The organism is Acinetobacter brisouisimilis (genome assembly GCF_000368265.1).
Taxonomy (GTDB): Bacteria; Pseudomonadota; Gammaproteobacteria; order Pseudomonadales; family Moraxellaceae; genus Acinetobacter.
In genome coordinates, this window is the sequence record NZ_KB851217.1 from 41,492 (window position 1) to 60,805 (window position 19,314).

Sequence of the window (19,314 nt, forward strand, 5' to 3'; positions counted from 1 at the left end):
AATGTTATGAATGTTATGAATGTTATGAATGTTATGAATGTTATGAGGTGGAAAATACCATCCAGCGGCTCGCAACTAAGACATTAATTTTATTTAAAATATAAACTGATTTGAAGGGTAAGAGTATTTTTTACTTTAATCATCTGCGCATCTAAAAAAGTGCATAAGCCCGTGAACAAAATGTACAGGCTTAAGCTCATCTGATCATGCGTGCTTATACTGACGACTACAGTAGGCGCGACTGATCTCTGTTGAACGTAACTGCAAGTGTTTTGTTTTACGCCCTGTGACTCGCTTACGCCAAAGTTTAAAGCTGCTTGATTTTAAATTCTGGCGCATCAGTTCAATCACCGCAGACTCATTTAAGCCATACTCACGTTGAATTGCTTCAAAAGGTGTTCGATCTTCCCATGCCATTTCAATCACACGAGATAGATCAGCATAGATCATTTTTACACTACTGAACATCGGATTATTCCCATATATTCAAGAAAATTTGTTGAGTTTGATTTGCTTTACAAATGCCTATAGATAACCTAAGTCTTTATTTGATGCAATTGAATTTGAAAAAATCAGTTTTTCATCTCAAAAATCTGCGTCAGGTTCTGTTTATTTTTTGGGTTTTTGTGCGATAGGCAAGTGCCAGCCATGACGAATCGCCATTAAACGCAGCCCAAAACAAAGCAATGCACCAGCAGTGGTAGCAGCCGCAGACGGAATATGGAGAAATGGGCTGATGACAACAATACTTGAACCCGCCAGAGCTGCGGTTGCATAGACATCAGCACGCATCACTGTAGGTACTTCCGCTAAAAGAATGTCACGCACCATTCCGCCACCAATACCTGTCAGCATACCCAACAATGTTGCCATGATAGGGTTTAAACCAAAAGTCAGTGCTTTTTGTGTGCCAGCAACAGCAAAGAGCCCCAACCCTGCCGCATCAAATATCAGCATAGGGCTGCTTAATTTGTCGATGATCGAAGACCTGTAAAATGTGATGATGCCTGCGAGCAGGGAGGCTGCCAAATACCGCCAATCATTAATGGCATTTGGTGGAACAGACCCGATGAGCACATCACGGGTAATTCCCCCGAAATTCCCTGCTACAAAGGAAAGTACAAGAACTCCAAAAAGATCAAGCTGTCGCTTTACCCCTGCGATTGCTCCACTAATCGCGAAGACAAATGTCCCAACCAGATCAAGCACTAACAGCAGCGTTTGCATGTTAAGTCTCCAAGCTCTTTATGTTGTTAGCCAGGCAAGGGCTGCCACGACTAAAGTTTCGACACCCGTTTCCAAAGTAGGATGCAACACGGGAGCAAATAACGGACTATGGTTGACTGGCATGTGGTTTAATGTTCCTTCGGCTTTTGCCTTGGCGTAAGCTGCTGGATCTGTACCTCCAACAAACCAAAATACCGATGGAACCTGCCAAACTGTAGCAAAGCAGCCAAAATCCTCACTCGCAGGTGATGGCCCAGTATGGTGAACGCGTGCTGGTGAAAAATAGGCGCGGAATGCTTCGGCAACGCAATTACTTGCATCAACATCATTCACATTGAGAGGATATTGATCTAGTGGGGTAATTTCTGGTTTGCGTGGAGCTCCCGAAGCTTCTGCCTCTGCGTTTACGATTCTCTCAATGGCAGCTAAAACACGTGTGCGAACTCCCGCGTCAAAAGTCCGAACATTCAGTTTGATGATTGCCTCGTCAGGAATCACATTTTCTTTTGTCCCTGCCTGCAATACACCGACGGTGATCACGGCTGCTTCGGTTGCTGCCACCTCACGCGCCACAATGGTTTGTAGTCGAAGAACAGTAGATGCAGCCATAACAACTGGATCAATGGCAGCTTGTGGCATAGAGCCATGAGCACCCCGACCGAAAAGTCTGATCTGCAAGCTATCTGCGGCTGAAGTGATGGGGCCTGCACTACCTGCAATTTCTCCAGCTGCTCCCAGCATGACATGCTGACCAAGTACCACCGCAGGTTTCGGAAAACGTTCTAGCAGGCGATCTTCTATCATCGCTCTCGCTCCTTCGGCAGTTTCTTCACCAGGCTGAAACACGATCATCAAGGTACCTTTCCAGACATCACGAGTTTGGGCAAATAAAACAGCAGCACCGACGAGCCACGTGACATGCATGTCATGACCGCACATATGCCCAACAGGTACAGGCTTTCCTTGGTTATCCATCTGGGTGATTGTACTGGCGTACGGAAGTTTGGTGGCTTCTTCTATCGGAAGGGCATCCATGTCGGCGCGTAACATGATTGTTGGACCATCGCCATTATGCAAAAGACCGACAATGCCTGTTTTTCCAACACCGGTTGTCACCTCGTAACCTGCCTTGCGCAGCCAGTCTGCGGCAAGCCCAGCAGTTCGGGTTTCTTGCATCGACAATTCAGGATGAGCGTGTACGTCTTTGTACAAGGTTTCCAGTTCAGGTATGAGCTGATCCAGATTTTTTAAGATAGCTGTTATTGCTGTACGATTCATAAAATCATCCTTAAACAATGAGTGGGTAACAACAAGATTTAAATCTTCAGATCAAGCCCTGCGCCATGTAGATAAATCATCATATTCTTTTAGCTTCAGACATAATCTGGATTGTTTTACTCCAATGAAGTCCATTACTTTTAATTTTTACTGCACGTGGTCGGTCTTGTTCTCGCCAATTTGGACACTGAAATGAGTCCAAATCTGGTTTTCTTCATCCATCTGAAAAAAACCGCTATAGGCAATATAGCTTTGAGCTTCTGTTTATATTCTGCACCACTATGACGGAATAACCACTAAAATTTTAGACACACATCACGATCTTTTGATAGACCTTTTCATCATCTCATCGATAACACTGATCACTAGAACTATGTTTGTATTCCAAATTTTAGAATATCCCAATCTACTCAAAAATATCAGGTTTGGCTTAGCTGTTGAGCTATATTTTGTCTTGATCTTTTCTCATTTTAATCACTGAAAAAAATTTCAGCCACAGCATGATCATGACATAAGCCGTATACTGTGCAGACGACAACCCTGCTGCATCCAGATTGTGATTTTAAAAATGTTGGCCACCCATGACGCGTGTAGTCATACTTAAACGACCTTCAACCTCAGCTACCCGAACCTTTCTCCATAACTTGCTTTACTGCTTCAATTTTGAATTCTTCAAGGGATAACTTACGGTCATAAGCACCTGCTAATTAGCCATTTCATCTCATTCAAAGCTGGTTGGAAAATCGGTGGTGGCTCATTTTTCTGAATGATTTATAACACCTGATCAAAAATCACACTATTGATCATGCTATTTTTCTCGGCCTGAATAATAGTATGAATAAAATCAAAAAGATTTACTTCACATAAATTTCATTTTGCTATATCTAGAATGAATCCTACAAAGAAATACTTAAAATCCGGAAGAAACGATGCTTAAATTTTTTCTACGCTGGATAGATAGCTGGTCAGGTGATGTACAAACACAATCAGTGCATCCAAACAGCGCTTATAAAATTCAGTGGCTACGCATTTTGCCTTTCATTCTGCTGCATATTGCGTGTCTAGCAGTACTTTGGGTCGGTGTGTCTAAGTTTGCAGTATGCTTTATGCTGTTTTTTTATGTCATTAGAATGTTTGCTATTACCGCATTTTTTCATCGTTACTTGTCACATAAAACTTTTCAAACGTCCAGATTCGTTCAGTTTATTTTTATCTTAATTGGGACAATGAGTGCTCAGCGTGGTCCTTTATGGTGGGCTGCGCATCATCGCTATCATCACCGTTTTACCGATACAGAAAACGACCCGCATTCGTCCACATATGGGTTTTGGTATAGCCATATAGGGTGGTTTCTGAATGATCAGAATTTTAAAATTCGCAAAGAAGTCATTAAAGATTGGCTCAAATATCCAGAATTGATCTGGTTAGATCGCTTCAGCCTTCCTATCGTATTACTCACGGCTGCTGCCATTTATGCATTGGGCGAGTGGTTGGCGTTCGCGTATCCAGATTTTCAAACAACAGGCCCGCAATTGCTGGTGTGGGGTTTTGTGATTTCAACGGTATGTTTGATTCATGCCACATTATGTATTAATTCTCTGGCACATTTATATGGTTCACAGGATTTTGATACTCAGGATCAGAGTCGAAATAACCTATTGCTTTCTATTATTACTTTGGGAGAAGGCTGGCATAACAATCATCATTTTTATGCAGGGAGTACCCGTCAGGGTTTTTACTGGTGGCAGATTGATGTGACTTATTATGTGTTAAAAATCCTGTCTTGGTTCGGTTTAGTCTGGGGTTTAAAACCTGTTCCAAAACGCATTTATGTCGCCAGCCGCCGCAATTTGTCAGAAATCAATATCAGTTCAAAAAAATTAAAAAACGGGGATTTTTCATGAAAATTGCAATCATAGGTTCGGGTATTTCTGGGCTTTATGCTGCATGGAAACTGTCAGCTCAACATGAAGTCACCGTCTTTGAAAAAAATGCTTATTTTGGTGGGCATACTGACACCCACCATTTTCAAATTAAGGGGCAGGCGATTACTGTTGACAGTGGGTTTATTGTATTCAATGACTACAATTATCCATTATTTAGTGAGATGTTGGCCCAGCTTGGTGTTGATGCTCAGTCCAGTGACATGAGTTTTTCAGTCAATAATCGTGTGACGGGATTACAATACAATCCTTCCAAAAAATGGTCTTTACTGACTCGTCCTCAAAACTTTTTCAACAAAAAATTTCGTCGTATGTTGGCAGATTTATTACGCTTTTATCAAGATAATAAAGAACGATCTGTGATCAATCATGATCCTGAAATGACAATAGAAGCCTATTTAAACCAACATGGTTATTCAGAGGAATTCCGTCTAGAACATTTGTATCCGATGTGTGGTGCGTTGTGGTCAGCACCTGTCGATCAGGTCGGTAATATTCCGTATAAGTTTGTGGTGAGCTTTTTCCAGCATCATCGGATGCTACAGTTAAAAGAGCGCCCGCAATGGCAGACTGTTAAGAATGGCTCAAATCGTTACATTCGTGCAATTCAGCAGCAATGTCCTGCAATCCAATGGAAAAATCTAGAGATTAAAAACGTGAGTCGGCATACAGACCATGTACTGCTAGAAACGGATACAGGCGTTCAAGTTTTTGACTGGGTGATTTTTGCCAGTCACGCAGATGACAGTCTAAAATTATTAAAAGATCCAACTGATTTAGAAAAAGAAATTTTACAAAACTTTAAATATCAAGATAACCATATGGTAGTTCATCATGATACATCGATTATGCCGAAGCAACGTTCACAGTGGGCAAGTTGGCATGTGCATGTCACACCAGCGAATCGATCGTCCAATGATTTGTCAGCAATTCATTATGGTTTTACCTACTGGATGAATAATTTGCAGAATCTCAAATGCAAAGAGCAAATCTTCGCAACATTAAATCCAAATATGGATATTGATCCAGCAAAGATATTGGTGCAACGGTATTACCGCCATCCTGTTTTTGATCAAAAAGCGATTCAGGCTCAATCTCGCTGGCATGAACTGCAAGGGCTAAATCGCAGCTCTTATTGTGGTGCTTACTGGGGATGGGGGTTTCATGAAGATGGCGCTCGAAGTGCTGCACGTGTAGTCGATTATTTAGAAAAATTATTGTGATTTTGCATGGAGCGATCAAATATTGAATACTTCGCTTGCAATCGCAGAGGCAACCATACGTCATAGGCGCTATGTACCCAAACAGCATGCTTTTGAGTCTAAATTAAGCTATTTGTGGTTTGATCCAGATCAACTTGAAACGATAACTGCAAATTCATGGCTGTGGTCTTCACATCGCTGGAACATACTCAATTTGTATGCTGCAGATTTTTTAACTGCCTACCACGGCACACTGAGAGAAAAAGTACAAAAAGCCGTATTGCAATATGCAGATGTCATGTTATCTGCAACTTCACAAATACGCATACTGGCTTTGCCGCGCTGTCTGGGCTTTCGGTTTAATTCAGTGGTGTTTTATTTCATTTTTGATCAAGAACAAAAGCAGCCACGCTTTATTTTGAGTGAAATCACCAATACCCCGTGGAATGAACGCAAGGTTTACCTACACGACTGCCGAAATCAGCTCACGTCACATGGTGATTTCCAAGGTTTTGAGTTTAATTTCGAAAAATCATTCCATGTTTCACCGTTTATGCCGATGGAGATTGATTATCGTTGGCGATTTAATTTTTCTGCGACGTTAAATGTCATTCATATGCAGTTGTTTGAAACAGGCAAACAGATCTTTGATGCCACAATGCGCTTTCGTTTAAATCCAATCACATTTCCTTCACAACAACATCATTATGCTCTGAGACATAGCCTTGAGCCTTTTAAAATGATGGCTTCAATCTATATACAAGCCTTTCAGTTGTGGTGGAAAAAAGTTCCATTTTACCGTCACCCAAAGAAAAATAAGGATTAATACCTCATGATGAAAGCATTTCTTTATGGTGAGCAAGATTCGCTACCTTTTTTGTTGAGAAGCCTACTTAAGTTGCGGCATGGACAGATCAGTTTTCGTGGCGTTTGGAATGGCACATTAGGAGAGGCTTCGGATTTGCATGCCATTGTAGAGGTGCATAATCCTGAACTCATCGAATTAATCTTTAAACATGGTGTTTTAGGTGCTGCCGAAGGATATATTCGCGGAGACTGGAAAAGTGATGATCTGGTTGAACTGATTCAAATCTTGGCACGAAATCGCGAGATTCTAGACAAACTCAACCAAAATGCGCTTGCTCAAGTGAGTCAGTTTGTACTGAAAAACTGGTATAAAACTCGTAAAAACAGCATCAGTGGTAGTCGCAAAAACATTGCTGAACACTATGATTTAAGTAATGATTTCTTCAAACTGTTCTTGGATGATTCACTGATGTATTCCAGTGCTGTATTTGAGCATGACAACATGTCATTAGATGCCGCTTCGGAATTAAAGAAAGAATTGATTTGTCAGAAATTACAATTAAAACCTTTAGATCATTTGGTGGAAATCGGGAGTGGATGGGGCGGTTTTGCTATATATGCAGCGCAACAATATGGTTGTAAAGTCACAACCATTACGATCTCCGAAGCGCAATATCAAGAAGCGATCGCTCGTGTCCATGCGGCTGGGTTAAGTCATCGCATCGATGTACAACTGAAAGACTATCGTTTATTGGAAGGTAAGTACGATAAATTGGTTTCGATTGAAATGATTGAAGCAGTAGGCGAGCAGTATCTTCCAACCTATTTTAAAAAATGTCGTGAGTTACTCAAACCGAAAGGTTTAGCACTTATTCAGGCCATTACAATTGAAGATGCGCGTTATCAAAAAGCGCTCAAAACCGTTGATTTTATTAAACGGTATATTTTCCCAGGTAGTTTTATTCCTTGCATCAGTGTGCTGACCCAGACAGCTTCAGAACAAAAGCTGCGTTTGAAACAGTTAGATGATATTGGCTTGAGTTATGCTCAAACTATTCATCATTGGCGTGAACGTTTTCTTGCTGTAAAAGATCAGGTTTTAAATCTCGGATTTGATGAAAACTTTATTCGAATGTGGGACTTTTACTTATGCTATTGCGAGGGAGGCTTTAAAGAAGGCGTGATTAGCGATGTGCATATGCTGTTTGAAGCCAGCAGCTACTAATTTGCCTGATCAAAACAGGAGAAGATGATGTTAGTTGAACTCATGATCTTGAACCTTGTGATTATGCTGTGCTGTTGGCTCTGGGCAACATTCAACCGCCGCGTTGGCATAGTAGATGTTGCCTGGAGTGCTTGCCTTGCTTTAAATATTTTACTGACTGCTTCTTTGACAGATGTTGCTCCATTGCCGATACGTATGTTTATTGGCATCTGTAGTGGTATCTGGTTTCTCCGACTGAGTGCTCATCTACTCCGTCGCTATATTGCCGAACGCAAGGAAGATACACGCTATGCCAATATGCGTCAGGCAATGGGAAAGTTTCAGCATATTGGTTTTCTGCTGTTTTTTATATTTCAGGCAGGACTAGTCATCTTATTTTTCTTGCCAATGTGGGCATTACTGACGACGGCTGAACAAGATTGGCGGACTGATTATCCTATCATTTTAGCGATCGCAGTCGTTATTTTGGTGGTTGCTTTTATAGGAGAAACAGTTGCTGATCAGCAATTATATGCCTTTAAACGACAGCTAGAACATCACGGTTTAACCATGGATCAGGGGCTTTGGCGCTATTCCCGTCACCCCAATTATTTCTTTGAGTGGATACATTGGTTTGTTTATCCCATATTAGGACTGGCAGCAGGACTCTACGTGTTGTGGATTTATCCATTTCTGATGTGGTTGTTTTTGTATTACATCACGGGCATTCCGTTTAGCGAACAACAGGCAGTTAAAAATCGGGGGCAGAATTATCTCGATTATCAGCAGCGAACATCAATGTTCATTCCGTGGAAACCCAAAAAATAGGTACACACATGGATTATATTATTCAGAAATCTTTAAAACTCGTTGAAAGTGGTTTAATTCCTGACCCAGCAATTCGAGCTGTAATTCGTGCATTAAGTAAAAAACGCCTGATTCAGGAAGGGCGTTATGATCCTGAACAGGCTGCACAGCGTTATATGGACGTACTTAATCTGTTAAAACAAAGCAAAATTGCGATAGAGACAGATAAAGCCAATGAACAACACTATGAACTCCCAACCCAGTTCTTTCAGGCAGTTTTAGGCAAGCGGTTAAAATATAGCGCATGTTATTTTCCGCATGAAACTACGACACTAGATCAAGCAGAAAATTATTCATTACAGCTCTATAGCGAACGAGCACAGTTAAAAGATGGTCAAAAAATTTTAGAGCTTGGTTGTGGTTGGGGTTCATTTACTTTGTGGATGGCTGAACGTTATCCGAATGCGCATATTACTGCGGTTTCTAATTCTAAAACACAGCGCAAACATATATTGGAGCAAGCTAAGATTCAAGGGCTAACCAATATTGAAGTGTTGACGTGTGATGTAAATGTATTGGAACTGACATCTAATTATTTCGATCGTGTAGTATCCGTAGAGATGTTTGAACATGTTCGAAATTACCAACGCTTATTTGAAAAAATTAGCGGATGGCTCAAAGCAGATGGGTTATTGTGGTGTCATATTTTTTGCCATCGTTTTCTACATTATCCATTTGAAATAAAGTCAGAATATGACTGGATGTCTAGATATTTTTTCACAGGTGGCTTAATGCCTTCAGTGTCCACTTTTTTACACTTCCAAGAGCATCTGGAACTGAGTCAGCATTGGCAGTGGTCAGGTCAACACTATGAAAAAACAGCAAATGCATGGCTCAGTAATATGGATGCGCAGGAGACCGAACTCAGACCAATATTTGATCAGGTTTATGGAAAAGATGCGGATGCATGGTGGCAGTGCTGGAGAATTTTTTTCATGGCCTGTGCGGAACTATTTGGTTTCGAACAAGGTCAAGAATGGGTGATTGGCCATTTTTTATTTCAAAATAAAAACAGCTAATCGTCTGGCTCTCATTTAGGAAACTTATATGCTGAAATCCCAAGCACACAACCATCAAAAGCATGCCCTTACAGAAATATTCAATCGTTATTACTGGTTGCAAATTGGCCTGATTGCTTTATCGATTGTTGTCGGGATTGCTTGCAGTGCTTGGGTCATCAAAGGTTCGCTATTAAAAACTGCATTAGAGCAAGAAATGGAGCATTACTGGGTGCGTATAGATCGCAACCCGAATGCAGATTTGCCAGACACAAAGAATCTATATGGTTATCGATGGAATACGCGTATTCCTCCTCAGCGCTTTCAGAATATATCACTAGACATGGGTGTGCACCGCATCTGGGTAGATGGTAAAGAGCGAATGACCGTTTATGGTGAGCGAAATGGACAGCACGTATTACTGGTATTTGGTGAAAGCAATGTAAATAAATTGGTGTGGTTATTTGGCCTAGCGCCTCTTATGTTTAGCCTATTTGTTCTATATAGCTTTTTATGGTGGTCAAACCGACGGGCTAGGCGCTATTTTTCACCCATTACCCGACTGGCAAATGCATTAGAGCATATTGATTGGGAACATCAAAATACTCAGGCATCTCCATTTGAAGATATTTATACCAATGGCAATATGGACGCGGAATATCTTAAGCAGGCTTTAGAAAAATATCACTATATTTTAAGTACATTTATTCAGCGCGAACGGGAATTTACAGGTGATGTGAGTCATGAATTACGCACACCGCTGACAATTCTGAAAGGAAATGTACAGTTATGTCAGGCACGTTATGGTGACGATAAAGCATTTAAGCGTTTGAGTAATACGATTGATGATATGCAACTTTTGGTAGATACCTTGTTGGCGATTGCACGTAATACCACTCAGAATTTATCCTCGGAGCAAATTTTATTATCTGAAATTATTGAGGACTTGGTCGAGTCATTGCAGACAGTGAGTCAAAGCAAAGGCATGTTGATCCATGTGCAATGTGAAAAATTAGAGCAACCTCGGAATTTATACCCATCCATGACCAAGATGGTACTCAGTAATATTCTAAGAAATGCGCTGAATTATTCGCAAGGTTCAGAAATCCATATTATTCAGCAAAAACATAATTTAGTCATTGCAGACAATGGAATTGGAATTAGTCTTCCAAATGATGCCAAGGCGCAAGAATTAAATAGCTCACAAATTACATTTGAGGTTAAAGGTCACGGGATTGGTTTGCAGCTGGTCGAAAAACTCTGTAAACAGCTGGGCTGGAGAGTCGAACTGTTTGATCGAGAGTATTATCTATCTGCACATCCTGATCTCAATTTAGTACCAAGTACGGGGCTCATTGTGGTGGTGTATTTTCATTAATATTCACTAGGTTCGAGTGAGATTTTAATCCCCACGCCTGAAACAGTATGAAGTAACTTTTGAGGGAAGGGTTTGTCGATCATTTTACGTAAGCTATAAATGTGGCTACGTAAAGCATCGCTTTCAGGTTCCTCATCCCCCCATAGCTCGATCATGATTTCTTGCTTGGTAATGACCTTAGGAGAGTTACGCATCAAAATTTTGAGTAATTTAAATTGAATCGGGGGAAGTTCAATGATCTGCCCAGCTCGAGATACCGTCTGTTTAGCACTATCCAAAATCAGATCATGAATTTGTAGTTTGTTGTTTGACACCTCACCTAAAGACCGTTTAATTAAAGCGCGTATGCGTACAACAAGCTCATTAAAATCAAAAGGTTTTACCAAGTAGTCATCAGTCCCTGCCGCAAAACCCTTCAGTTTATCATCAAGCGTATCGCGCGCTGTGAGCATAAGCACAGGGATATCCAGACTTTGTTGATTGCGGATCCAGTGACACAAATCATAGCCAGAACCATCGGGTAAATTGATATCTAATAATAATAAGTGGTAAGGCTGAGATTTAAGAAAAGTCTTTGCTGCATCAAGATTGCGAGCATGATCGATAATGTAGCCATGCGCTTCAAGAAATTCGCAAACCGTTGCTGCTAAATCAAAATGATCTTCAACCATCAGAATAAAGTGATTATTCATATGTTAACCATGAATCCTATTAATTTAATAGTTGTTGTCTTAATTTAGCATTAAAAGGTGCATGCCCAAACCATATTTTAAAATATTGATTTATTTGAGGATCACTAATTTGTCCCAAGACTTTATTATTGAGGGACAATGTCATTTTTTTGCTGCTATGCTGGTAATTTAAACGATATAAATCTCCTTTTTTGACGGGTTGATACCATTCAGTAATTTTATTTAATGTGATTAGTGAAGTATTGTCTGTAACGTTCTTTTTTAAAAAATACGTCGCAGCCTGCTTAAAAGCCCATCCTGGTATGTCGCGTTCATAAGAAAAATCAAGTTGAATGCTTTGATTGTCCCAAGCTTTCTGACAGCTCTCTGCAAAATAGTTCACATGCCCAACATTATTTTTACTGACCATGATAGGGGCTGAACTACATTGTTTTAATGTTGCAGCATTCGATGATACGCAGCATTGCAATATCATTCCCGTGAGTATTAGCGTGTATTTTTGAAAGGCAAAATCCATCCGTAAATTCCTCCAACTACAGGCATTGATCTGTAAAGACCATTTGCTGGATCCCAAAAATCTTGCTGAAATATGATTTGATTCGCTTGATTGATTTTGATTTCACTTATGCCATATGACTTCATGGCTCTTTTACTACCAAAAATTTTAAAGTCATACGCCATTTTCCAATGAATATATGCAGAATCCTCGTGATGTGTAGCACTAATCAGTTTGACACTGACATTGCTGACCTGACTATTCATGCCTTCAAAATGCTTGATTAAGTCTTTCTTGTTCGCAAACTGAGATAAAGTATCATTAATAAACAATTGATCCGCATAGAGACTACTTGCGCGATCAACAAAAACGGGTGTACCCAAAGTATTGAATGCGGCTACAAAATGTGAACCTATACTGTAGGCCTGTTCGTCATTTAAGGTAATACCTTTTATATTTTGATCTGCATTAGCATAGTCATTGGTATAACTTGGAACAGTTTTACACGCAGTCAAACTTAAAACTGCGATAGTCGTTGCCATGAGGGTTTTTAGTCTTTTCATCACACTATTCCTTCGTTTTTATTTAATGTAAGAAAAACGATGTGAAACTAATGTGAATAGCTATTTTGTCTGGTCTGATGCCATGAGACCCAATAAATCAAAAAATTTCACAGAGATGATAATGATTGTGTAAATTTTACTTATCGAGAAACTTTCCCGATACGGCACCCAGCCTAGAGATATTTAGTTCGCTTTTTATTTAAAAAAAACCGTTTTAAACGTGAAAATATATTATCAATCAGCTCAAGAACATTTTATATTCAAAAGAGTATAACGCAATACAACTCACCTGAACGGGGGGTACTTTGCAGATATATATGCCCATTTTAATCTAATCTGGAGAAGCTCATTGCACACTGTCAGCTATAAGTATGTCGTGATTATTGCAGTGTTGATTATTGCTGCAAGTTTTGCTGCATTACGCTGGTAGCAGGGGCCGCTATTACCAAGCTACAGTGTTGTCTCGATGCCCATCGTACAAACAGTCGTAGCAACTGGACGAGTGATGACAGTATCGCGTGCTCAGGTTGGGAGTGAAATTACGGGCGTCATTCTCAAACGCTTTGTACAGGAAGGTGACCGAGTTTCACGTGGAGATTTGCTGTTGGTCCTAAAATCCGATGAGATTGTTGCTCAGGTGAAACAGGCAGAGACCGCACTTACCGAACTGGCGACCAGCAGACGCCCACAGGCTGCAGTTGATTTGGCCAATGCTAAAGTCCAGCTAGATCAAGCGATCCGTGAAGCAAACCGCAGGCGCAACCTGAGCGAATCTGGAAGCCTATCGACTGAAGCAAAGGAACAAGCGGATAAAGCTGAACGGGTGGCTCGTAATAACTTTGAGTCAGCACGCTTGGCAGCAACGGCATTAGCCCCAGGCAATGTTGAGGAGAAACTGCTCCGTGAACGTCTGGCTGCGCTGCAGGCACAACTGGCTAGAACCCAAGTCCGCGCTGAAGTGGCAGGTACAGTACTGACACGTAATGTGGAACCAGGTGATCTGGTACAGCATGGCCGTACCCTCCTCACCATCGCACTGGATGGCAGCACAGAAATACGTGTACCATTCGATGAGCGCAATTTACCACAGCTTGCATTACAGCAGCATGCTATCGTCATTGCTGACGCTTACCCAGATAAACCATTTCCTGCCCGTATTAATTTTATTGCGCCGAGCATTGATCCGCAGCGCGGTACGGTAGAAGTTCGCTTGGCGGTTGACCCTGTGCCTGAATTTTTGCGTCAGGATATGACTGTTTCTGTGAATATTGAAACAGCAAAACGTGACCGAGCACTGGCGATCCCAAATGATGCCTTAACCAATGTACAAGGTAATCAGGCAACCGTACTCTTGGTACGTAACGGAAAAATACAGCATCAGCCGATCACTTTGGGTTTACGTGGTCTAGCCATATCAGAAGTCCTTGCGGGTTTAAAGGCAGGGGATCATATTTTGGCTAACCCTGTTTCTTCACTGACTGATGGTACGCGCGTACGCCTGAAACTAGAAAAAATTCCTTTTGCTCACGCCTATGCTGCTGACAGCAAAAATGAATTACCGGTGAAATTCAATTGAACAGCTTTCTTGGACGACTCTGGATAGAGTGGACGATCGCAGTCAGTTTTTTGCGTGAAGGACGTGCACAGTCTTTCATGATCACAGTCGGTGTCGCGGTGGGTGTCGCAGTAATCGTTTTTGTTTCATCTTTAGTACAAGGTCTGCAGTCGAATATTATCCAGCGCACTTTAGGCACTCAAGCGCATATCCGTGTGCTATCACCAGATCAGGTGAACCAAATTCTCCCCCCAAAAGCTGGCACTTTACAATTATTGCGGGAAGATAAGCGTGCACAACGCCTGCGTTCAATCAACAACTGGCAGGAAGTGATGGTAACCCTAGATCAATTGCCTAGACTGACAGCGGTATCACCTACAGTATCAGGTCCTGCATTTGCCCAACGTGGTGATGCGCTCGAATCTGTAGCGCTCGTCGGAATTGATGTAGCGCGTTATCAAAAAATTATTCCCCTCAAAAACTATCTGATCAGTGGTCAGCTACGAGTGGGGGCGGACAATGTACTGATCGGTAGCCAGTTAGCCGATGACTTGGGGGTACAGGTAGGGAGCAAGCTGCGACTGGATACAGGTCAACAAAATAGTACAGTGGTGAATGTTGCTGGAATCTTTGAGCTAGGGGTGCGTGAACTGGATGCGCGTTATGTTTATCTCGACTTAAAACAGGCGCAATCATTACTTAACCTTCCTGGGGGAATCACTGTCATCGATCTGACTGTTACAGATATTTTCAAAGCTGATGAGATTGCTGCACAAATTGGGCGCTTAACTTCACTGAAGGCTGACAGCTGGATTAAAACTAATTCACAATTAATGAATGCGATTTCAGCCCAGAGCCTGTCAACCAATATGATTATTATCTTTGTGGCTATTTCCGTAGCTTTTGGAATCGCCAGTGTCTTGTCAGTCAGTGTGGTACAACGAACTCGGGAAATTGGTATTTTGCGTGCGACAGGTGCAACCCAACAGCAAATCTTACGTATTTTCCTTTTTCAGGGAGCCATGTTTGGTTTAATGGGTTCAGTCATGGGTAGTGCGGTGAGTTATGCACTGGTGTGGACCTTTAATCACTTTGGCCCAGGTTTATTTTATATTCCCGTGCCAATCAAACTGGTAATGCTCGCATTACTGTTGGCAACGCTCACCGGCATCCTCGCAGCAGCTGTACCAGCACGCCGAGCAGCAGCTCTCGATCCCGTGGAGGCGATTCGCCATGTCTAACCCAGCTCATGAAGTCCTACGCCTAGAAGCACTACGCAAGTCTTACAATATTGGCCAGCTCAATGAGGTTGAGGTTCTACATGGGATTGACCTGTGTATAGACCGCAACGACTTTGCAGCACTGATTGGACCTTCAGGTTCTGGAAAAAGCACTTTATTGAATATTCTGGGCCTGCTCAATCAGCCGAGCAGTGGTGAACTTTATCTGCTGGGCCAGCCTACAAGTAACATGGATGATGCAGGGTGTACTGCATTACGCGGTAACAGCATCGGTTTTGTCTTTCAGTTTCATCATTTGATTCAGGCATTTACTACCTTAAATAATGTGCTGATGCCATGGATGCTGACACGGGGAAAACCCGATAAATTTGCACTAGAAAAAGCACATGAATTATTGGCTGCGGTAGGTCTGGAAAAGTTTGCCGACAGAAAACCAAATGAACTCTCAGGTGGTCAGCAACAGCGGGTGGCGATTGCCAGAGCACTGATCACTGATCCAGCATTATTATTGGCCGATGAGCCTACAGGTAATCTTGATACTCAAACAGCTGCTGAGGTTTTCGAGTTGTTCCGTAAAGTTCATCGTGAGCGAGGTTGTGCAGTGCTGCTAGTCACCCACGATCCACGCCTGTCGGCAACTTGTGATCGAACAATTAATCTGGTTGATGGCAACATCAAAAGCGATTCACTAAATAACACAGCATCGTCGGCTCATCTCTGACAGAAATGCAAATGCGGTCCAGGCCAGCATGATCAAATATAGAGCATGGAAAGACTTAAAATTCTGGTAGAAATAAAATTATGAGTTTGAATCATTGATAGAAAAGAAAAAACCCCGACATCCTGTCGAGGCTTTTGGGTATTTGCGTTTTAAGTATGACTCCTGTCGTACTTCACATCCTGATGCTTGAACTTATCATTTTTTGTTTTATGTTCCAGAACTTCCTGTTCCTTATGGCTTCAGAGTAAGGGATTCAATTGATTTTGAATATGGGTATTGTCTCTATCTTTTGTGCGAGACAGCTTACAAGGTTAAGAAAATATTACCGTTGGAAGCAGTTCTTCACAGGGTCAAAATTCCGATTTTCAACATTTTTATTGGTAGTCACTTCCATAACTGGATCTAAAAAAACTGTATGTTTCAAAGTCAGATTTCTATGATTTTTATGTTGCTTAAATAAATTAAGCTACTGATTTAATTAAGTATACTGTTCATAAGTTCATAAGTTCATAAGTTCATAAGTTCATAAGTTCATAAGTTAATAAGTTCATAAGTAGAAAAGTCTTATATTTATATGTACAACGCAAGTACAAGATTTGGATTTCGATTGAATTGTCATGTTCTGTGTATATCTATTTCCTTAGCATCTTTTGAAATCCATTCTATTTTTTTACCTATTCCATTTTCCATAATTTTACCCGATACAAGTCAGAGCTTTACTTAGCTATTTATTTTTAAATAATTTAATTTTTTAACTGATTTAATTTATCAAAAATAGGGTCACTAATTTTCTACCTTTCATTTTTAATCAGGATAACAAAATCCCTAAACATGAATTTTACTCATCTTCATGTTAGATAAAATCATTTTTATTCATGTAGTGATTCAGGTATAAATCACATCATTAAGAAATTTAGATTTTATTTTAGAAATTAGGGTATCAGATCACCATGAGTAAAGAGTTTACATGTTCAATTAAACGCATTCGTTTTGATGAAAACTATCAGCCAGCAGATAGCACACGCCTAACAACGAATTTTGCCAACTTGGCACGTGGTGAAAGCCGTGAGCAGAACCTGCGTAATACACTTCGAATGATTAATAATCGTTTCAATACCTTAGCACAATCCGACAATCCGAATGGTGATCGTTATTCACTTGAAATTGATATTATTTCTGCAGATTTAGATATCGAAGGTAATGGTAAAACTTTCCCGATCATTGAAATGCTGAAAAGCACAATTACCGATCACCACACCAATCAGCGTATTGATGGCATGATTGGCAACAGTTTTTCATCTTATGTCCGTGACTATGATTTCAGCGTGGTGCTTAAAGAACATAATAAAAAGAACTCAACTTCGTACGCACCAGAAGGTTTTGGGGATTTGCATGGCAAGCTTTATCAATACCTTGTGAACTCGGATACCTTTAAAGCAGAGTTTAATCAACAGCCTGTGATTTGCCTGAGTGTTTCAACTGCTAGAACTTATCATCGTACGACCAATGAACATCCGATTTTGGGTGTTGAGTATAAACAAGACCAATACTCACGTACCGACGAGTATTTCTATAAAATGGGCTTAAAGGTTCGCTTTTTTATGCCGAAAGGTAGCGTTGCACCTTTAGCGTTCTATTTCGCGGGTGATTTACTGCGTGACTACACAGATTTTGAATTGATCAGTGCAATTAGCACCATGGAAACGTTCCAAAAGATTTATCGTCCTGAAATTTACAATGCAAATTCATCAGCGGCACAAGTCTATCAAGCAAGCCTAGAGTACCCAGATTATTCACTCACACAAATCGTCTATGACCGTGTTGAACGTGGTCAGCTCGCGGTAAAACAGGGTAAATGGACGGAAGAAAACTTTATTAAGCCTTATCAAGACATTCTTGAGCAATGGGCTGCAAATTACAACGTAGAGCGTAACGCTGCTTAATTTACCTGAAATAGAATATAGAGATAGAAGATTTAAAATGGCAATTTTATTACCAACATCAACCGCTGGCAGCTTACCGAAACCCTCTTGGCTGGCAGAGCCTGAAAAACTTTGGTCACCGTGGAAACTCGAAGGTGACCAACTGGTTGAAGCCAAACAAGATGCATTACGTTTGTCATTGCAGGAACAGCAACATGCAGGCATCGATATCGTCAGTGATGGCGAACAAACCCGTCAACATTTTGTGACCACGTTTATTGAGCACCTCGACGGTGTGGATTTTGAGAAACGTGAAACGGTTCGTATCCGTAATCGTTATGATGCCAGCGTTCCATCAGTGGTGGGCGCGGTATCTCGTCAAAAGCCTGTTTTTGTTGAAGATGCCAAGTTTTTACGTAGTCAAACCACACAACCAATCAAATGGGCACTCCCTGGCCCGATGACCATGATTGACACGCTTTATGATGGTCACTACAAAAGCCGTGAAAAACTGGCTTGGGAATTTGCCAAAATCTTAAACCAAGAAGCACTGGAGTTAGAGGCTGCTGGGGTTGATATCATCCAGTTTGATGAACCTGCATTTAATGTGTTCTTTGATGAAGTGAATGACTGGGGTATTGCAACCTTGGAACGTGCACTTGAAGGTCTGAAGTGTGAAACTGTGGTTCATATTTGTTATGGCTACGGCATTAAAGCCAATACCGACTGGAAAAAGACCTTAGGTTCAGAATGGCGCCAATATGAAGAAGCATTTCCTAAACTTCAAAAATCTAAAATTGATATTGTCTCACTTGAATGTCAAAACTCACGTGTACCAATGGATTTGATCGAATTAATTCGCGGTAAAAAAGTGATGATTGGTGCAATTGACGTAGCAACCAACAGCATTGAAACAGCAGAAGAAGTAGCCAATACACTGCGTAAAGCACTTCAGTTTGTCGATGCGGATAAGCTTTATCCTTCAACCAACTGTGGTATGGCACCTTTAGCGCGTGAAGTGGCTCGCGGTAAGCTCAATGCCTTAAGTGCAGGTGCAGAAATCATTCGCAAAGAGCTTGTAGGGCAGTAATTTCTCGTGTGATTTCTAAGGGGTTACTTTTAGGATTGAATAGAATTTAATCTTCATCATCCAACGAGTAACCCTTAGCCTATCCAAAGTAAGTATTCGTTCTCCTCAGAACTTATTCAGATGTGCCTAT

17 protein-coding genes and 1 pseudogene are annotated in these 19,314 nt (G+C 41.1%); 12 read left to right on the forward strand and 6 right to left on the reverse strand.

The window, feature by feature from the left end; all coding sequences use genetic code 11:
• Positions 1–204 precede the first annotated feature (204 nt).
• From F975_RS01025 to F975_RS01035, 3 genes are all read right to left on the reverse strand, one after another.
• Positions 205–450: a TIGR03643 family protein gene (locus F975_RS01025; protein ID WP_171063126.1), complete on the reverse strand. Its 246-nt coding sequence runs from the start codon at positions 448–450 to the stop codon at positions 205–207.
• Between the two features lie 159 nt (positions 451–609).
• The gene (locus F975_RS01030; protein WP_004749556.1) at positions 610–1,227 is read right to left on the reverse strand and encodes a trimeric intracellular cation channel family protein; all 618 of its coding nucleotides are present in this window, start codon (positions 1,225–1,227) and stop codon (positions 610–612) included.
• An 18-nt stretch (positions 1,228–1,245) separates the two neighbouring features.
• Positions 1,246–2,505 carry a M20 family metallopeptidase gene (locus tag F975_RS01035; protein WP_004749558.1) on the reverse strand — a complete coding sequence of 420 codons (1,260 nt, stop codon included), beginning with the start codon at positions 2,503–2,505 and terminating at the stop codon, positions 1,246–1,248.
• Positions 2,506–3,434: 929 nt separating this feature from the next.
• Here F975_RS01035 and F975_RS01040 point away from each other — a divergent pair.
• The 7 genes from F975_RS01040 to F975_RS01070 are packed head-to-tail and all read left to right on the forward strand — an operon-like array spanning position 3,435 to position 10,904.
• Positions 3,435–4,409, forward strand: a complete 975-nt coding sequence (locus F975_RS01040) for an acyl-CoA desaturase (RefSeq protein WP_004749560.1) — start codon at positions 3,435–3,437, stop codon at positions 4,407–4,409.
• Complete coding sequence (locus F975_RS01045) at positions 4,406–5,671, forward strand: NAD(P)/FAD-dependent oxidoreductase (RefSeq protein WP_004749561.1); 1,266 nt, start codon at positions 4,406–4,408, stop codon at positions 5,669–5,671. The genes F975_RS01040 and F975_RS01045 overlap by 4 nt, the downstream gene beginning before the upstream one ends.
• Positions 5,672–5,690: 19 nt before the next feature.
• The gene (locus F975_RS01050; RefSeq protein WP_034425511.1) at positions 5,691–6,476 is read left to right on the forward strand and encodes a DUF1365 domain-containing protein; all 786 of its coding nucleotides are present in this window, start codon (positions 5,691–5,693) and stop codon (positions 6,474–6,476) included.
• A 6-nt stretch (positions 6,477–6,482) separates the two neighbouring features.
• On the forward strand, positions 6,483–7,682 hold the full coding sequence (locus tag F975_RS01055) for an SAM-dependent methyltransferase (RefSeq protein ID WP_004749563.1): 1,200 nt from the start codon (positions 6,483–6,485) through the stop codon (positions 7,680–7,682).
• A gap of 27 nt (positions 7,683–7,709) precedes the next feature.
• Positions 7,710–8,489: a DUF1295 domain-containing protein gene (locus F975_RS01060; RefSeq protein WP_004749565.1), complete on the forward strand. Its 780-nt coding sequence runs from the start codon at positions 7,710–7,712 to the stop codon at positions 8,487–8,489.
• Between the two features lie 8 nt (positions 8,490–8,497).
• Entirely contained in the window at positions 8,498–9,547 is a 1,050-nt protein-coding gene (locus F975_RS01065) for an SAM-dependent methyltransferase (RefSeq protein WP_004749567.1), read from the forward strand.
• Between the two features lie 28 nt (positions 9,548–9,575).
• Positions 9,576–10,904, forward strand: a complete 1,329-nt coding sequence (locus tag F975_RS01070) for a sensor histidine kinase (RefSeq protein WP_004749569.1) — start codon at positions 9,576–9,578, stop codon at positions 10,902–10,904.
• Here the strand turns inward: F975_RS01070 and F975_RS01075 are convergent.
• From F975_RS01075 to F975_RS01085, 3 genes are read right to left on the reverse strand one after another with little or no spacing between them, the layout of a single operon-like run.
• Positions 10,901–11,596, reverse strand: a complete 696-nt coding sequence (locus F975_RS01075; RefSeq protein WP_004749570.1) for a response regulator transcription factor — start codon at positions 11,594–11,596, stop codon at positions 10,901–10,903. The two genes, F975_RS01070 and F975_RS01075, sit on opposite strands and share 4 nt — an antisense overlap.
• 19 nt (positions 11,597–11,615) lie before the next feature.
• The gene (locus F975_RS01080) at positions 11,616–12,113 is read right to left on the reverse strand and encodes a chalcone isomerase family protein (RefSeq protein ID WP_004749572.1); all 498 of its coding nucleotides are present in this window, start codon (positions 12,111–12,113) and stop codon (positions 11,616–11,618) included.
• Entirely contained in the window at positions 12,083–12,655 is a 573-nt protein-coding gene (locus F975_RS01085) for a hypothetical protein (protein ID WP_004749573.1), read from the reverse strand. Before F975_RS01085 ends, F975_RS01080 begins: the two co-directional genes overlap by 31 nt.
• A 349-nt stretch (positions 12,656–13,004) precedes the next feature.
• On the opposite strand from F975_RS01085, the pseudogene F975_RS01090 reads away from it, so the two are divergent.
• The 5 genes and pseudogenes from F975_RS01090 (at position 13,005) to F975_RS01110 (ending at position 19,184) form a co-directional block, all read left to right on the forward strand.
• Positions 13,005–14,231: pseudogene (locus F975_RS01090) on the forward strand (efflux RND transporter periplasmic adaptor subunit).
• Between the two features lie 77 nt (positions 14,232–14,308).
• Positions 14,309–15,451 carry an ABC transporter permease gene (locus F975_RS01095; protein ID WP_004749575.1) on the forward strand — a complete coding sequence of 381 codons (1,143 nt, stop codon included), beginning with the start codon at positions 14,309–14,311 and terminating at the stop codon, positions 15,449–15,451.
• A complete protein-coding gene (locus F975_RS01100; RefSeq protein WP_004749576.1) occupies positions 15,444–16,172 on the forward strand; it encodes an ABC transporter ATP-binding protein in 729 nt (242 codons plus the stop codon). The genes F975_RS01095 and F975_RS01100 overlap by 8 nt, the downstream gene beginning before the upstream one ends.
• A 950-nt stretch (positions 16,173–17,122) precedes the next feature.
• Positions 17,123–18,115, forward strand: a complete 993-nt coding sequence (locus F975_RS01105; protein ID WP_004749577.1) for a DUF1852 domain-containing protein — start codon at positions 17,123–17,125, stop codon at positions 18,113–18,115.
• A gap of 37 nt (positions 18,116–18,152) precedes the next feature.
• A complete protein-coding gene (locus F975_RS01110) occupies positions 18,153–19,184 on the forward strand; it encodes a methionine synthase (protein WP_004749578.1) in 1,032 nt (343 codons plus the stop codon).
• The last annotated feature ends 130 nt before the right edge of the window (positions 19,185–19,314 follow it).

Bases quoted from the DNA above. Each gene is read 5' to 3' on its own strand.
- F975_RS01040 (WP_004749560.1), top strand. From the start codon at position 3,435: ATGCTTAAATTTTTTCTACGCTGGATAGATAGCTGGTCAGGTGATGTA.
- F975_RS01085 (WP_004749573.1), bottom strand. From the start codon at position 12,655: ATGAAAAGACTAAAAACCCTCATGGCAACGACTATCGCAGTTTTAAGT.
- F975_RS01055 (WP_004749563.1), top strand. From the start codon at position 6,483: ATGATGAAAGCATTTCTTTATGGTGAGCAAGATTCGCTACCTTTTTTG.
- F975_RS01035 (WP_004749558.1), bottom strand. From the start codon at position 2,505: ATGAATCGTACAGCAATAACAGCTATCTTAAAAAATCTGGATCAGCTC.
- F975_RS01080 (WP_004749572.1), bottom strand. From the start codon at position 12,113: ATGGATTTTGCCTTTCAAAAATACACGCTAATACTCACGGGAATGATA.
- F975_RS01075 (WP_004749570.1), bottom strand. From the start codon at position 11,596: ATGAATAATCACTTTATTCTGATGGTTGAAGATCATTTTGATTTAGCA.
- F975_RS01105 (WP_004749577.1), top strand. From the start codon at position 17,123: ATGAGTAAAGAGTTTACATGTTCAATTAAACGCATTCGTTTTGATGAA.
- F975_RS01095 (WP_004749575.1), top strand. From the start codon at position 14,309: ATGATCACAGTCGGTGTCGCGGTGGGTGTCGCAGTAATCGTTTTTGTT.
- F975_RS01110 (WP_004749578.1), top strand. From the start codon at position 18,153: ATGGCAATTTTATTACCAACATCAACCGCTGGCAGCTTACCGAAACCC.
- F975_RS01025 (WP_171063126.1), bottom strand. From the start codon at position 450: ATGATCTATGCTGATCTATCTCGTGTGATTGAAATGGCATGGGAAGAT.
- F975_RS01065 (WP_004749567.1), top strand. From the start codon at position 8,498: ATGGATTATATTATTCAGAAATCTTTAAAACTCGTTGAAAGTGGTTTA.
- F975_RS01045 (WP_004749561.1), top strand. From the start codon at position 4,406: ATGAAAATTGCAATCATAGGTTCGGGTATTTCTGGGCTTTATGCTGCA.
- F975_RS01070 (WP_004749569.1), top strand. From the start codon at position 9,576: ATGCTGAAATCCCAAGCACACAACCATCAAAAGCATGCCCTTACAGAA.
- F975_RS01030 (WP_004749556.1), bottom strand. From the start codon at position 1,227: ATGCAAACGCTGCTGTTAGTGCTTGATCTGGTTGGGACATTTGTCTTC.
- F975_RS01060 (WP_004749565.1), top strand. From the start codon at position 7,710: ATGTTAGTTGAACTCATGATCTTGAACCTTGTGATTATGCTGTGCTGT.
- F975_RS01100 (WP_004749576.1), top strand. From the start codon at position 15,444: ATGTCTAACCCAGCTCATGAAGTCCTACGCCTAGAAGCACTACGCAAG.